The sequence below is a fragment of the Acidobacteriaceae bacterium genome, assembly GCA_028283655.1.
Taxonomy (GTDB): domain Bacteria; phylum Acidobacteriota; class Terriglobia; order Terriglobales; family Acidobacteriaceae; genus Granulicella.
Genome location: JAPWKE010000003.1, coordinates 651,219 through 665,802 on the forward strand (window position 1 = coordinate 651,219; position 14,584 = coordinate 665,802).

General features: G+C 60.0%; 11 protein-coding genes. 6 read left to right on the forward strand and 5 right to left on the reverse strand.

All coding sequences use genetic code 11. From position 1 onward, the window contains the following. The first annotated feature begins 51 nt into the window (after positions 1-51). The 4 genes from atpA (at position 52) to atpC (ending at position 4,685) form a co-directional block, all read left to right on the forward strand. Positions 52-1,587 carry a F0F1 ATP synthase subunit alpha gene (gene atpA, locus PW792_05510; protein ID MDE1161389.1) on the forward strand — a complete coding sequence of 512 codons (1,536 nt, stop codon included), beginning with the start codon at positions 52-54 and terminating at the stop codon, positions 1,585-1,587. A gap of 30 nt (positions 1,588-1,617) precedes the next feature. Then, complete coding sequence (locus PW792_05515) at positions 1,618-2,709, forward strand: F0F1 ATP synthase subunit gamma (GenBank protein MDE1161390.1); 1,092 nt, start codon at positions 1,618-1,620, stop codon at positions 2,707-2,709. 18 nt (positions 2,710-2,727) lie between these two features. Next, positions 2,728-4,176: a F0F1 ATP synthase subunit beta gene (gene atpD / locus PW792_05520; GenBank protein ID MDE1161391.1), complete on the forward strand. Its 1,449-nt coding sequence runs from the start codon at positions 2,728-2,730 to the stop codon at positions 4,174-4,176. Positions 4,177-4,244: 68 nt separating this feature from the next. Continuing rightward, a complete protein-coding gene (atpC, locus tag PW792_05525) occupies positions 4,245-4,685 on the forward strand; it encodes an ATP synthase F1 subunit epsilon (protein MDE1161392.1) in 441 nt (146 codons plus the stop codon). A gap of 89 nt (positions 4,686-4,774) precedes the next feature. On the opposite strand, the gene PW792_05530 is transcribed toward atpC, so the two are convergent. After that, positions 4,775-6,421: an aspartyl protease family protein gene (locus PW792_05530; protein MDE1161393.1), complete on the reverse strand. Its 1,647-nt coding sequence runs from the start codon at positions 6,419-6,421 to the stop codon at positions 4,775-4,777. Between the two features lie 169 nt (positions 6,422-6,590). After that, entirely contained in the window at positions 6,591-8,150 is a 1,560-nt protein-coding gene (locus tag PW792_05535; GenBank protein ID MDE1161394.1) for a glycosyl hydrolase family 39, read from the reverse strand. 271 nt (positions 8,151-8,421) lie between these two features. Between PW792_05535 and PW792_05540 the strand changes: the two genes are divergently transcribed. After that, entirely contained in the window at positions 8,422-9,384 is a 963-nt protein-coding gene (locus PW792_05540; GenBank protein ID MDE1161395.1) for a metallophosphoesterase, read from the forward strand. A gap of 53 nt (positions 9,385-9,437) precedes the next feature. Here PW792_05540 and PW792_05545 read toward each other — a convergent pair whose 3' ends face one another. Both PW792_05545 and PW792_05550 read right to left on the reverse strand, forming a co-directional pair. After that, positions 9,438-11,030, reverse strand: a complete 1,593-nt coding sequence (locus tag PW792_05545) for a retroviral-like aspartic protease family protein (GenBank protein ID MDE1161396.1) — start codon at positions 11,028-11,030, stop codon at positions 9,438-9,440. A gap of 29 nt (positions 11,031-11,059) precedes the next feature. Continuing rightward, the gene (locus PW792_05550) at positions 11,060-11,902 is read right to left on the reverse strand and encodes a DNA methyltransferase (protein MDE1161397.1); all 843 of its coding nucleotides are present in this window, start codon (positions 11,900-11,902) and stop codon (positions 11,060-11,062) included. Positions 11,903-12,107: 205 nt separating this feature from the next. Here PW792_05550 and PW792_05555 point away from each other — a divergent pair, with 205 nt between their 5' ends. Beyond that, positions 12,108-12,569, forward strand: a complete 462-nt coding sequence (locus tag PW792_05555; protein MDE1161398.1) for a MaoC family dehydratase — start codon at positions 12,108-12,110, stop codon at positions 12,567-12,569. 6 nt (positions 12,570-12,575) lie between these two features. Here PW792_05555 and PW792_05560 read toward each other — a convergent pair whose 3' ends face one another. Next, positions 12,576-14,441, reverse strand: coding sequence for a hypothetical protein (locus tag PW792_05560; protein MDE1161399.1), 1,866 nt, complete (start codon positions 14,439-14,441; stop codon positions 12,576-12,578). Positions 14,442-14,584 lie beyond the last annotated feature (143 nt).

Here is a 14,584-nt window from a genome sequence, read left to right on the forward strand (position 1 = left end):
GGCTGGACGTCAGCCCCAAAGACATTTGATATCAGAGGTACAAGGCACAGTATGGCTACGATTCAGGCAAACGAAATTACCGAGCTGCTTCGCCAGCAGATTGAGAACTACGAGCAGCGCGTACAGGTCGACGAAGTCGGCACGATTGTGACGCTGGGCGATGGTATTGCACGCGTTCACGGCCTTGATAAGGTAATGGCCGGCGAACTGATCGAGTTCCCGCACGGTGTGGCTGGTCTGGCCATGAACCTGGATGAAGACCAGGTTGGCGCTGTGCTGCTAGGCGACTTCGCCGAGCTGAAGGAAGGCGATACCGTAAAGCGCACGGGCAAGATCATGAGCGTTCCGGTTGGCAAGGAGCTGATTGGCCGCGTGGTGAACGCGCTCGGTCAGCCGATTGACGACAAGGGACCGCTGAACGCGACCCAGACGCTTCCTGTTGAGCGCATTGCTCCGGGCGTTATCGACCGCCAGTCGGTTACGGAGCCGATGGCTACCGGCATCAAGGCTATCGACACGATGATTCCCATCGGTCGTGGCCAGCGCGAGCTGCTGATCGGCGATCGTCAGACGGGTAAGACCGCTGTGGCGCTCGACACGATCATCAACTCGGCGAAGAACAATCTGATCTGCATTTACTGCGCGATCGGTCAAAAGCGTTCGTCGGTTGCTGGTGTTGTGCAGACGCTGGAGCGCTATGGCGCGATGGCGTACACGATCGTTGTGGCCGCTACGGCTTCCGAGCCGGCCCCGATGCAGTACCTGGCTCCGTTCGCAGCGACCGCGATGGGCGAGTACTTCCGCGACAACGGCATGCACGCGCTGATCATTTATGACGATCTTTCGAAGCACGCTGCTTCGTACCGCGAGATCTCGCTGCTGCTGCGCCGTCCGCCGGGACGCGAAGCTTACCCAGGCGACGTGTTCTATCTCCACTCGCGTCTGCTCGAGCGTTCGTCGAAGATGTCGAAGGAGCTTGGCGGCGGTTCGCTGACGGCCCTGCCGATCATCGAGACTCAGGCTGGCGACGTTTCGGCTTACATTCCGACGAACGTGATTTCGATCACGGACGGTCAGATCTTCTTCGAAACCGATCTGTTCAACTCGGGTGTTCGTCCGGCTGTGAACGTCGGTCTGTCGGTATCGCGTGTAGGTTTCGCGGCAGCGATCAAGGCGACCAAGCAGGTTGGATCGACGCTGAAGCTCGACCTCGCACAGTATCGCGAGCTGGCTGCGTTCTCGCAGTTCGGTTCGGACCTCGACAAGGTGACGCAGAACCAGCTGAACCGTGGTGCTCGTCTGACCGAGTTGCTGAAGCAGCCGCAGTTCCAGCCGCTGACGTGGGTACAGCAGGTGGCGATTATCTACGCCGGTACCAACGGTCTGCTGGATGACGTACAGGTGAAGGACATCACCGCGTTCGAAGCTGGCTTCTATGGCTATATGGATTCAGCTCAGTCGCAGTTGCTGGCGGACATCGAAGCGAAGAAGGCTCTCGATGACGATCTCAAGGCGCGCCTGAAGGCTGCGATCACCGACTATAAGCAGGGCTTCCTGGCGGAGCGCCAGAAGGCAGCAACGGCGTAAGCATCGCCCGATAAGGAAACGTAAGGACGAATGGCAAACGTACTCGATTTACGACGGCGTATCCGCAGCGTGAAAAACACGCGGCAGATCACCAAGGCCATGAAGATGGTCTCGGCCGCAAAACTGCGCCGTGCGCAGGAGCGTGCCTTGCAGGCGCGCCCCTATGCGCAGATGCTGACGGCGGTTCTTGAATCGCTGGTACGCCGCACCGACCTGTTCGATGAGGCCACTGGCGAAATCATGCATCCGTTGCTGGTTGAGCGCGAAGAGAAGAATGTCCTGGTGGTTGTGATCGCCGGTGACAAGGGCTTCGCGGGCGGCTTCAACTCCAACATTGGCAAGGCAGCTCAGCGTTTTATCGACGAGCGCCGCGCAGCAGGGCAGAACGTTGACCTGGAGCCGATCGGCAAGAAGGCGATCGGACTCTATAAGCGTAAGTATCCTGCGGCTGTTTACGAGCACAAGGAAGAACTCTACGACAACGATCTCGCCAAGCACATCGAAGACATTCGTCATCGTGCGGGCGGCGTTGAGGTTGCGTTTGAGCACCCGACGATGCTGGTAAAGGGCGACATCGCTGAGATTTCGACGATGGCGCACTCGATCATCGAGCGCTATGAGCGTGCCGAGATCGACGGCGTGTACATCGTCTTCAACGAGTTCAAGAGCGTAATCGCACAGCGTGTGGTGGTGGAGAAGCTTCTGCCGATCCGCAAGCTGGGTTCGCACGAGATCACGGCGTCGGAAGAGATGACCGAAGAGCAGAAGGAAGCGGCGGCGAAGGCTGCACAGGCTTCTGGTGTTTCGGTGCTCGAGACGGAAGACAAGGCTGCTGAGGCGGAAGCCAAGAAGTTCGGCACGGCAGACGTGGATTACATCTACGATCAGGCACCGGAGCGTTTGTTCCGCCACCTGATGCCGCGCTATGTGACGACGCAGATCTTCCACGCCATTCTGGAGTCGATTGCGGCTGAACATGCCGCACGTATGACGGCAACGGATGCAGCGACGAAGAACGCGGGTGAGTTGATCGACAAGCTTTCGCTGACGATGAACCGTGTGCGTCAGGCAGCGATCACGAAGGAAATTATCGAAATCGTTTCGGGAGCGTCAGCGCTCTAAGGAACGCGAAAGAGAACTATGGCAGACACACAAAACATCGGCAAAGTGATCAGCATCAGCGGCCCGGCCGTTGATGTTCAGTTCGAAGAAGCGAACATGCCACCGATTTACCAGGCTCTGGTAATTTCGAGCGAAGGCTTCGACACTCCGGCTCCTGTCAACGTGACCGTGGAAGTGCAGCAGCATCTCGGCGAAGGCCGCGTGCGTTGCATCGCCATGGAGTCCACGGACGGCATGGTGCGCGGCATGAAGGCCGTGGACACGGGCGCAGGCATCACGGTCCCTGTGGGCCGCGAGACGCTGGGCCGCGTGCTCAACGTGCTCGGACAGCCTGTTGACCAGCTCGGCCCGGTGAATGCGAAGGCACACCGCCCGATCCATCGCCAGGCTCCTGCGTTCGACGAACAGTCGACCTCGGAAGAGATGTTCGAGACGGGTATCAAGGTCGTTGACCTTATCCTCCCGTTCTTGAAGGGCGGCAAGATCGGCCTGTTCGGCGGTGCCGGCGTCGGCAAGACCGTCGTGATTCAGGAGCTGATCAACAACGTTGCGACCAAGCACGGCGGCTTCTCGGTATTCGCTGGTGTGGGTGAGCGTACCCGTGAGGGTAACGATCTCTGGCACGAGTTCCAGGAGTCGGGCGTTATCGATATTCACGACTTCAACAAGAGCAAAGCCGCACTGATTTACGGTCAGATGACAGAGCCGCCAGGAGCTCGTCTGCGCGTGGCGCTGACCGGCCTGACGGTTGCGGAGTACTTCCGCGACGAAGAAGGCGCAGACACGCTGCTGTTCGTGGATAACATCTTCCGCTTCACGCAGGCGGGTTCGGAAGTCTCGACGCTGCTCGGCCGTATGCCGTCGGCTGTAGGCTACCAGCCGAACCTGGCCACCGAAATGGGTGAGCTGCAGGAGCGTATTACGTCCACGAAGAAGGGTTCGGTTACCTCGGTTCAGGCTGTGTACGTGCCCGCCGACGATATTACCGATCCGGCTCCGGCGACGACGTTTGCCCACCTTGATGCGACGATGCTTCTGTCGCGTCCTCTGTCGGAGCTCGGTATCTACCCGGCCGTGGATCCGCTCACCTCGACCTCGCGTATCCTTTCGGCGCGCGTTGTCGGTGACGAGCACTACGATGTGGCACAGGGCGTGAAGCGTATTCTGCAGCGTTATAAGGACCTGCAGGACATCATCGCCATCCTCGGTATCGACGAACTGTCGGAAGAGGACAAGCTGACCGTATCGCGTGCCCGTAAGGTGCAGCGCTTCCTGTCGCAGCCGTTCCACGTCGCGGAAATCTTCACGGGTATCCCTGGCGCGTACGTCAAGGTTGAGGACACGGTTCGCTCGTTCAAGGAGATCATCGAAGGTAAGCATGATTCTCTGCCGGAGCAGGCGTTCTACCTCAAGGGTGGCATCGAAGACGTAATCGCTGCTGCTGAGAAGATGAAGGCCTCTGCTTAGAACGTAGAGTGTAGACAGTAGAGTGGAGAGCCGCCCTTCGGGGCGGCACTCGCTTGAAAGGCTTTGTTATGGCTGATGCAAACAATAATTCGGGATTGCTGCAGGTTCGGCTGGTAACGCCGGATCGCGTTCTGTTGGACGCGACGGCTGCAGCGGTTGAACTGCCCTCGATGTCGGGCTACCTGGAAGCGCTGTACGGCGCGGCTCCTCTGTTGGCGGAGCTTGGCGCTGGCGAAGTGCGGCTCCATGGTGGTTCAGCAGGCGAGCAGACGTTCTTTGTGGCGTGGGGCTTTGTGGAAGTGCTGCCGGAGCGTGTGACGATCCTGGCAGAGACGGCTCTGCACCCGGAAGAGATCGATCTGAACGAGGCGAAGGGTGAGCTGGCTCACTCGCAGGAGCTTTGGAACCAGGCCGGTGACGACCAGGTCAAGTACGACGAAGCGAATGCGGTTGCGCGTGTGGCGGAAGAGAAGATCGCTAGCGCGGGACACGGCGGCGGCGCGCACTAACCCTCTGCAGAACGAGAAGATGAAGAGCCTCAGCCTTGTGCTGAGGCTCTTTTGCGTTTGCCGTGATGCGAGGGCGTGGCTTGGTCGCTTCAGGGAGTGTTGGGGCTGGATTTTGCGATCGGAAGCGCGTGGACGAGGGAGTCCCGGTAATCGATGGAGATCACCAGCTTCTGAAGGGTGCTGAAGCCGATGAGGCCGGATACCTCGGCGCCGCCTTCGGTGGAGAGGCGATAGAGGTTGAGAGCGGGGACGTGCTGGTACTGATCTCGAACGTGGGCGAAGGTGAGGGTGTAGTCCTCGGCGTCCATGGTTTCTTCTGCGGCTCCGCTGATGCCTCTGACGGTAATGACTCCGTCGCCAAGGTGCGTGGCCTCGCGGGCAGCGGCGATTGAGATGAGGCCTTGGGCGGACGCGCCGGTATCCATGATGAAAAGGCGCGGTGCGCCGTCGTTGATGGCGGTGGAAAAGAGCAGATTGTGGCCCTGACGAAATACAGGCGTCCAGTCTTTCAGTTCGGGTGGAGTGTAGCGATTTCTCGGGGTGGTGTGCGCGTCGTTGCCGGTGGCCTCGAGGGCTGCGCTTTCGACCTTCTCGCCGGGAAGAGCCGGGAGAGGCGAGAGGCGCAGTTGGTGGCGGCTGGTGTCGATGGTGACGATCCAGGAGGAGAAGACGTCGGAGCCGATGAGGCCGTCCTGATGGAGGCGATCCTGGCGCATGATGCTGACGAGGCAGTTATGGAACTCGAGGCCGCCGATGAGGAGTTTGTCAACGTGTGCGAGGTCTTCCGGCATGTCTTTTGCGGAGCCGATGCCGTAGGCCGAGACCTGCGCCTCGGTGATAAGGCCCGCGGCTTTTGCGACTGATTGACTGATGGAGATGCCGGAGGCACCGGTGTCGAGTTGCAGCGTTGCAGGCTTGTCGTTGAAGCTCATCTTCAAGCCGATGGAGGTGCCTGAGTAGCTGCTCGCAAGCCCCACGTCGGTGAGAGGGAGGACGGCTTTGTCTGTGGGGTGGGTGATGCTGCAGGAACCTTTACTGACGCTTTGCAGGATGGCCAGATGGCGTTCGAGTGACGCTCGCTCGGCTGGGGAGAGGTCTGTGCGCGTGAGTTGTTGGTCGAGGCTGCGCAGCCTTTCGCTGAGAGGCCGGGCTGCTGATTCGGAGGCTTCCCAGGCATGGGTAATGCGCTCGTTGTGCGGGGCGAGCTTGTGCGCGACGTTGAGTTGCTTCTGCTCGCTCAGGAACTGCGAGTTGAGGTGGTTGTAGCGTGCGACGTCGTAGTGCGTTTGCGCGGAGCAGGGGTCGAGTTTGAGCGAGGCTTCAAAGGACAGGGCTGCGAGAGGGATTTCACCGCGCTTGAAGTGAACTTCACCGAGAATGTCATGCAGCCTGGGGTTTTCGGGGTAACGCTTCAAGGCGGACTCTGCCCCGGCGAGTGCTTCGTGTGTGCGGCGCAGTGAGAGCTGCGTCTTGACCAGCTCCGCTTGCGCCGTGACGAAGTCGGCTTCGGGCGTGCCGTCTTTTCCTGCCGCTTCCGCGGTCTGCTTCGCCAGCGTGTAGGCGTCGTCGTACTTCTTGTCGTTGAGAAGATGCTGCACGGCACTGGTGGAGACGGCTGGTTCCACGGTGCAGGCGGTCTGTGCGTGGAGAGAACCAGTTGCCACGGGGATGAAGATGGCAAATGCCAGTGTGGCAGCGCGTAGAAGTGAAACAGGGGAGACGCTCAGCTGGGCCAAGAGGACAGTACCTTAGGGATCGCCGAAGCGATGGGGTGGGTACCAATGATCCTACGGGAAGTGGTGTGGCGAGGGAAGAGCGGTCCGTTGGCGGAGCAGGTCTGTTTCTGGCAGACGCAGAAACGCCGGGACGATGCCCGGCGTTTGCTGTTTGTGCAGGTGTTGAGGGTTAGGGCTTTACGGTGACGAGCACCAGCGCGTTGGCGGTCAGGTTCAGTTTGAGTTTGCCGCCGACGAGGTGCGCGTGCTCCGGGGCTCCGGGGTTGGAGGCGGCGTTTAGCTCGTTGGCCTGAGCTTCGGTGGGATAGTCGGGCGCTCCGATCTTCCAGAACGCCGGCAGCACGTTGCCGTGAGTGGCGTCGACGCGTTCGATGGTGATCTCGGCGTTGGGCTTCACGTCCTTGAGGTCGAGTTCAAAGGTACGGTTGGGTCCGATGGTGCCCGCGTTGGCGAGTGTGGTGTCTTGTTTGGAGACCTCTTTCGCGCGGTTGGCGGGGTTGGGGTCGGAGATGTTCCAGACCGCGATGGCGAGTTCGCCGTTGTCGCGGCGGGTGACGAGCACGTCGGGCGAGGGGTTCGCGTAGCGCTTGTCTCCGAGCTTGTGCAGCAGTGCCGAGTCATAGAAGCTTGGCTTGTTGATGCCGCCCTTGGCGCGCAGACCGAAGCCGCCGTACATGGTGTGGAGCGGTGGGCCACCTTCTTCGAAGACGTCCGAGAATGTCCAGAGACTGAGCTTGTCGACGAGGCCGTCGCACTGGCGGATCGTGTTGGCGAGGCCGGGGCCGAGGAAGATGGTGTCGCGCGAGTTGTTGGCTCCCTCGACGTTCCACTCGGTCCAGAAGAGAGGCAGGTGGGGCGTGGGGGAGGCGTCGATCTGCGAGCGGACCTTGGCGGCGGCCTTGCAGACGCGCTCGTCCTGCGGGACGGGGTCGCTGTTGCCGAAGAGGTCTTCGGTGGAGTCGTCGTCGTAGCCATGGGTGCTGACGAAATCAACCGGAGCGTGGTGGTCGGCCATGTACTTGAGGAACTCGGGGATCCAGTGCGCGGAGGAGGTCGCCGGGCCGCCGACGCGGAGGCGCGGGCTGACGGCTTTCAGCGTGCGTGCGGTGTTCTCGTAAAGCTGGAAGTAAGTGCCTTGTTGCGGCACGCCGATCCAGAAGTCGAGGTTCGGTTCGTTCCAGACTTCGAAGTACCACTGGGCGACTTCGTTGATGCCGTAACGCGCGACGATGTGCTCGGCGAAGGCGTGGATGAAGTCGTTCCAGCGGTCCATGCTCTTCGGGCCGGAGACGTTCTGGCGATACCAGAAGGCGTGGAGCGCGTCGGGGTTGTAGGCGAGCTTGCGGGGCATGAAGCTGACCTCAACCAGAGGACGGACGCCGCGTTTGAGCAGGCCGTCGTAGATGTCGTCGACGGTGGACCAGTTGTAGATCGGCTTGCCGTTCATGTCTTCGTCGTAGACACCGTTCTCGTCGTGGAAGATGCCGTGAAAGCGGACGTACTCAAAGCCGGTGATGCTGTGCACGGCGGTGAGGTCGTTGCGGTAGCTTTCGCGGGTGGCGAGATGAGCGCGTCCCGAGCCGAAGACTGACTCCCAGAAGTGGGGGAAAGGGGTGGTGGGAGCGGCAGCGTCGATGGTAATGCGTTCGGGCGCGGCAGGGGACTGAGCCAGGGCAACAGAGGCGCAGAGCAGGGCTGCGGTTGAGAGCAAACGTTTGCCTAAAGACATGAAAGAGGTGGCTCCTTTTATCGCGGTTCACGATACAGGACGGAAGGTACATTGCGCCAGTGGCGGGGAGGCGAGGGTGTAAGGGGGAGGGTGTAGGGAGTAGGAATAAGGGATAAGGAATAAGGCATGAGCGCTTGCGAGGTGTTGATTTGTCGCAGGCGGTGATGTTGCTTTGCCCTGCTTCCTGCTTCCTGCTTCCTGCTTCCTGCTTCCTGCTTCCTGCTTCCTGCTTCCTCGTCTCTGCCTTTGATTCAACGGAGGTTCATACTTCGTGGCTAGACTCGGCGGTATGAGTCTCTTTCAATCGCTTTCCCGCCGCCGTTTTCTGATGGGTGCAGGTGCTGCCGCTGCTGCTGTTGCGCTGGAGCCGAACTCTGTGGCCGCTCCGATGAAGGGGCATGGACAGGATTTTGACTTTGTGTTCTTGACGGATACGCATATTCAGCCGGAGCTGGATGCGACGCATGGCTGCTCGATGGCGTTCAAGAAGATGAGCCGCGAGAAGGCAGATTTTGCGATTCAGGGTGGGGACCATGTGTTCGATTCACTGGGTGTGCCGAAGGAACGCGCGGTGAGTCTGTTCGATCTGTACAAGAAGACCGAGCAGGACCTGGGGATGAAGACGTATCACACGATCGGCAACCATGACTGCGTGGGCGTGTATGCCAAGAGCGGCGTTAGCATGGAGGACCCCGCGTTCGGCAAGCGGTACTACGAAGAGCATGTGGGGAAGACATACTACAGCTTCGACCACAAGGGCGTTCATTTTGTGGTGCTGGATTCGATCGGCTTCACGGAGGATCGTCGCTATGAAGGTCGCGTGGATGCGGAGCAGCTTGTGTGGTTGGGCAAAGACCTGGGCGCGCTGGAGGCGAAGACGCCGGTGATTGTGACGTCACATATTCCGCTGGTGACGGCGATGGATTGCTACGTGCCTCGGCCAGAGAAGCCGGAGAAGCACCATGGCGAGTCTGTGGCGAATTCCGATGAGGTGCTGAGCCTGTTTACGGGCCGCAACGTGATCGGTGTGCTGCAAGGGCATACGCACATTAACGAAGTGGTGACGTGGCATGGTGTGCCGTTTGTGACGAGCGGCGCGGTAAGCGGTAACTGGTGGCATGGAACGCGGCTGGGAGCGGCAGAAGGCTACACGATGGTGTCTGTGAAAGATGGCCGGATGCAGACGCGATATGAAACGTATGGCTTTCAGAGTGTGGACCCGAAGAACACGTAGAGAAGGCAATAGAAAACGGCGGAGCCACTGGCTCCGCCGTTTCTATTGGGCGACTATCGGGTAAAGAACTGGCGATCGCGTTTGGGGTCGTATTTGAGACGCACGAGGTTGTCCCGGTAGTCGATGGAGATGCTGAGTCGCTGGAGAGTTGGCAGACCGAAGAGCCCGGAGGTTTCGAAGCCGTTGCTGTGAGAGAGCGAGGTTGTGTCGAGTACATAGTACTCATCTGGGGGAAGCATGAGGTTGGCTACGTGTAGCTTCGCTTGTTTGGACTCCCAGACTTTTTTGGCCTTGCCGGAGATGCCGTAGACCTCGATATCTGATCCGCTGAGTTTGCCAACCTCGCGAGCCATCTCCGGGGATACATCCGTAATGCTGGCACCTGTGTCCATGATGAGAAAGTGCGTCTGCTTCTTTTCGAATTCGGCCGGAAGCATGATCTGATGGCCGATGCGGATGGTGTTGGAGAAGTCCTTCAACTCCGGTGCGGTCGTGTAGGGATCGTGCGGAGTATCGTCGTCCTCGTCGTTGGGCTTTTGGCCGGGGCGTGGAGGGAGGCGATCAAGGTGGAGTTGGATGTTCTGATAGTCGAGAGTGACGAGCCACTGGTTGAAGACATCCATGCCGATCAGGCCGTCGATGTCGTCGAGACGTCCATGCTTTTCGAGCACTTCGACCATGCAGTCGGAGAACTCAACGTCACCGATCTTGATGCTCTTGACGTGGGTGAGATAGCTTGACGCGTCGCCTTCGTCCCCAACGCCGCCGACCTTGCGATGGATTTCAGGCACCAGACCGAGGGAGTGTGCGGCGCTTGCGGTGAGCGTGATGCCGGAGGCGCCGGTGTCGATCTGCATACGGCGTCGCTTGCCGTTGTAGGTGACGTCGAGGCCAAACGCTTCCGGAGAGGTGTGGTCGCCGTAGATGGGTTGCATGGGCACGGTGACAGAGGGTGTCGTGGACGAGATGTGACACTCGCCTGCGCGGTGGGCTTTCAGGTGGTCGAGGGCGTTGTTGTAGCCTTTGCGGTCGTCGTCTGCGATGTGGTTTGAGCCCTGGATGTATTGCTCGAGGGCTGCAGCGCGCTGCGAGCGCGGCATGAGCCAGATCCACTCGCGGCGGATGAGTTCGTCATTGGGGCGCACCGCATGGGCGTGCTGGATGTAGTTCCAGGAACGTGCGTAGAAGCCCCAAAGTTCGGCTACGTTCGTAAACGCAAGCAGCGCACGTCCTTCGCAACCGTTGGCCCGCGCTGCCTTCAAGGCAAACTGTTGCGCGTCATCCGGTCGGCCTGCCCGGTAGGCGGCTTCGGACTGAGCGGTGAGCGCGAGTGCTGTGCCCGGAAACTTTGTCTGCATCTCGTCAGCTTCGGCGATTGCAGCCGTGACCTGGTCAAGGCCAATGAGCGCACGAGTCAGGCCGAAGTGGGTTTCAGGGTCTTGAGGGTTCTTTGCGATCGCGGCACGGTAGAGCGTTTCCGCATCTTTGTAGTTCTTCTGAGCGATGAGGTCTTCCCCAGCAGTAGGGGGAGTCTGAACGATAGGGCAGGAGTGAGGGCCGGAAGAGGTTTGAGCTCTGGAAACGTTTATTCCAACGGTAAACAGAAACAGCGAGGCCGACAGCGCAGCAAGGGTAAGGGGTCTCATGAGGGTAGGAGAAGTTTACGAAAGAGCCCCTATGAAGGCAATGAAGAAGATCGCGGGGCGAGAAGGTTTTTCAAGCGTTGGCGCATGAGCTTTACGGCTTCGGGGTTTTGGTCGATCAACAGGAACTGGCGGTCGTGTTTGGCGGCTGCTTCTCCCGTTGTGCCAGAGCCAGCGAAGAAGTCCAGTACGGTGTCGCCGGGGCTTGAATGGACGCGGATGATGCGCTCGAGGATGCCGAGAGGCTTCTGTGTGGGGTAGCCGGTTTTTTCCTTGCCGGTGGGCGAGACGATGGTGTGCCACCAGACGTCGGTGGGTGTCTTGCCGCGCGCGGCCTTCTCTTTGCCGACGAGTTTTGGCGCCATGTATGGGATGCGGTCTGCGGCGTCGAGGTGGAAGGTGTACTGGGTCGGGTGCCTGGTGTACCAGAAGAGGGTGTCGTGCTTGGAGGGCCAGCGGCGGCGCGGGCGTGCGCCGTAGTCGTAGGCCCAGATGATTTCGTTCTGGAAGCAGTCGCGGCCCATGATCTGGTCGAGCATGACTTTGCAATAGTGGCTCTCATGGGGGTCGACGTGGAGGAAGAGAGAGCCGTGCTCGGTGAGGATGCGACGGGCTTCTTCGAGGCGCGGGCGGAGGAAGCCGAGGTAGTCGTCGAAGCTGTCTTCGTAGCGCGGGTGCGGGGCTTTGCGCTCGATGCGGTAACGCTTGCCGCCGAAGCCGATGCGTTCGCTGGTGTCGTCGCGAGTGATGGTGACGCGATGCCGCTTCTGGATGCTGCCGGTGTTGAAGGGTGGGTCGATATAGATGAGTTCGACGGAGTCGCTGGGGAGTTTGCGCAGGGCGCGCAGGTTTTCGCTTTTGACGATCTTATTCACGGCAGGGTCTGACGTTGAGTGTAGCCGGGATGGAGACGGAACGTGGCAGAGGCAGGAAAAGCTTTGGCGCAAGGTGAGCAGAGAGTGCCAGGCTTCTTGAAAGTTTAGGCGGTGCGTTTGTGTGTGTTCGATGATCGCCCGGTTGTGACGACATTCGCCCACGGGTGCGAGTAGACTGACTGCCACCCGCAGGAGGGAAATGATTATGGCGACCGAACTCTACTTTGAAGATTTGTATCCTGGCATGACCTTTAATTCGACGCGCACGTACAAGGTGACGGCAGAGGAGATTAAGGAGTTTGCCGAGCGTTACGATCCGCAACCTTTCCACCTGGATGAGGCGGCGGGAGAGAGCTCTTTCTTCAAGGGGCTGGCGGCTTCGGGATGGCTGACGGCGGCGATCGTGATGCGTCTGCGGGTGGAGTCGATCAAGATTGCTGGCGGCATGATCGGTGCGGGTGTGGAAGAGATGCGGTGGATGTCTCCGGTGCGTCCTGGCGATACGTTGCGGACGGAGGCGGAGATTCTGTCGACGCGCCATTCGCAGTCGCGGCCGACGTATGGTGTGGTGCGTTCGCGGACGACGGTGTTCAATCAGCGCGAGGAAGTCGTGATGCGTTCGATTGTGAACTTCCTCGCGCCGCTGAAGAATGCGCCGACGGCGTAGCGAAGGCTACGGCCGTCCGAGCGTGCCGGGGTTCAGCGGAAGGCTGACCGGTGCGGCCAGACCGATGAACTTGTAGACCTTGCCGTCGGAGCAGGGAGCCCAGACGCTGCCTGAGTTGTCGACGGCAACGCTGTAGATTGCTGCCGTGGAGCCGGTGGTGAATCCGGTGGCGGGCGAGAGGGCTGCTCCCGTGCTGGTGAGCATGGAGATGGTTCCATTGCCATTGCTGACCAGTGCGTTGCCGAGGCCATCGACGGCGACGCCCCAGGGCGTGTTCATTCCAGCACCGGTGTAGTTGGTGGTGATGGTGGTGCTGGCTGAGGGGAAGAACGAGATAGAGTTACTCCCGTAGTTGGCGATCCAGAGATTGCTGCTGGGGTCTGTCGCAAGTCCTGTGGGGGAGCTTAGCGTGCCGCTGTAGCTGGTGCCCAGCAAGTTGAGGAGTGCGAGCGACGTGACACTGTTGCCGGAGTAGGACGAGGCAAACGCTTTTGTTGCGGTTACGGCCGCGCCGTAACCGGTGGTGGCTCCAATGCTGAGAGGCCACGCGAGACTCGAGCCGTTGTAATAGGCGATGCCGGAGGAGCTGGCGAAGTAGGGTGTGCTCGAGGAGTCAAAGGCGACAGCGTTATAGGTATACGTTCCGAAGTTGAGAGCGGCTGGACCGTAGAGCGTGCTGGCGGTTCCTGATGAGGTGAAGACGGAAATGTACTTACTGCCTCCGTTCGCCACCACTACGTTGCCGGAAGATGGCTGGATGGCGAGTCCCTGAGGGCTGGTGAGCGCGGCGGTTGATCCGCCGGAGAAGCCGGTTGTACCGGAAACCACGTTACCAACGCTATTGAGCTCTGTGAGGGTGTTGTTTCCTGAGTTCGGAATCCAGAGGTTTCCGCTGGTGTCCAAGGCGGAGCGTTTGGGGGTGGACGTGTTGGGAGCCGTGAAGGCGATGGAGAGCGTCCAGTCATTTGGTACGGCCGAAAGGCCAGGATAGAAGGGACTATTTGCCGGAATGGTTAGAAAGAGCGAAGACACGTTCTGTGCGGGAAGCTTGGCCATGTTGAGTACTGCAGTGAACTCATCGGTGGGAAGAACCCCGGAGGCGTTCGGCGTATAGCCAAAGAGCTGGCTGCAACTGCCGCCGACTCCAGTGGAGTTGACGCAGGCCGCGATGATGTTGGCGATGGAGTTGATCTTTGAGGTCGGCACGGTGCCGTTGGCGCTGAGCCCGCTTGCGGAGGCATAGGTGGTGGAGGCTGGCGTGGTGGAGAGCGTATAGCCGTTGAATGAGTTCACCAAAAGCTGGGCGTTCTGAAACGCGGCGGCAATTCCTGCCTTCGCCTGCGTTGTGTTGGTCGAGCCAATGTGCGTAGCGTCGGTGGCAAAGGGGGCAAGGGCGTAGGCGGCGGCGACGGTCGTTCCTTCATTGATCATGATGGAGGGGATCGCGCCATAGAACGTACCGTTGGACGGGCAAACGCCAAGAACGGCGACCTGCATGATGGTGCTGTTGGTTCCTGTGCCGATGCCGGGATCGCCACCCTGGGCGATGATGTAGACGAGCGAGTTTGCCGTGCAACTGTAGGTGCTCGTAACGCTGAAGTTGCCACCGGTCGTGGTGAGCACGTAGTACCCGAGCGCGTCGGAACCTGCACCAGAGGTCATGATGGAGGTTGCTGCCGAGGCGTAGCCCGTGGTGCCGACCGTGTAGAGGTAGATGTGGGCTCCCACGATAGGCTGCTGGCCGCCGAAGACGGTGCCTTTGAGCGCCTGACCCTGGGTAACAGTGTTGTCCTGGAGGTCCGTGGCGGAAACACCGCAACCAGCCAGAAGAGAGCTTGCGCAGAGCGCAGCGAGCAACAATATCTTTTTCATGAAGCGTCTCCGAAACTACTCAGCGGGAGTATTCACTTGCCTTACCATTTGGTACCCATGGGGTTGGTTACGATATGACACCTTTGGGTAACCTGCTGGTTACCAGCTGTGGTTGGGCTTTCCCTTTCCTCAAGATCGGCAGC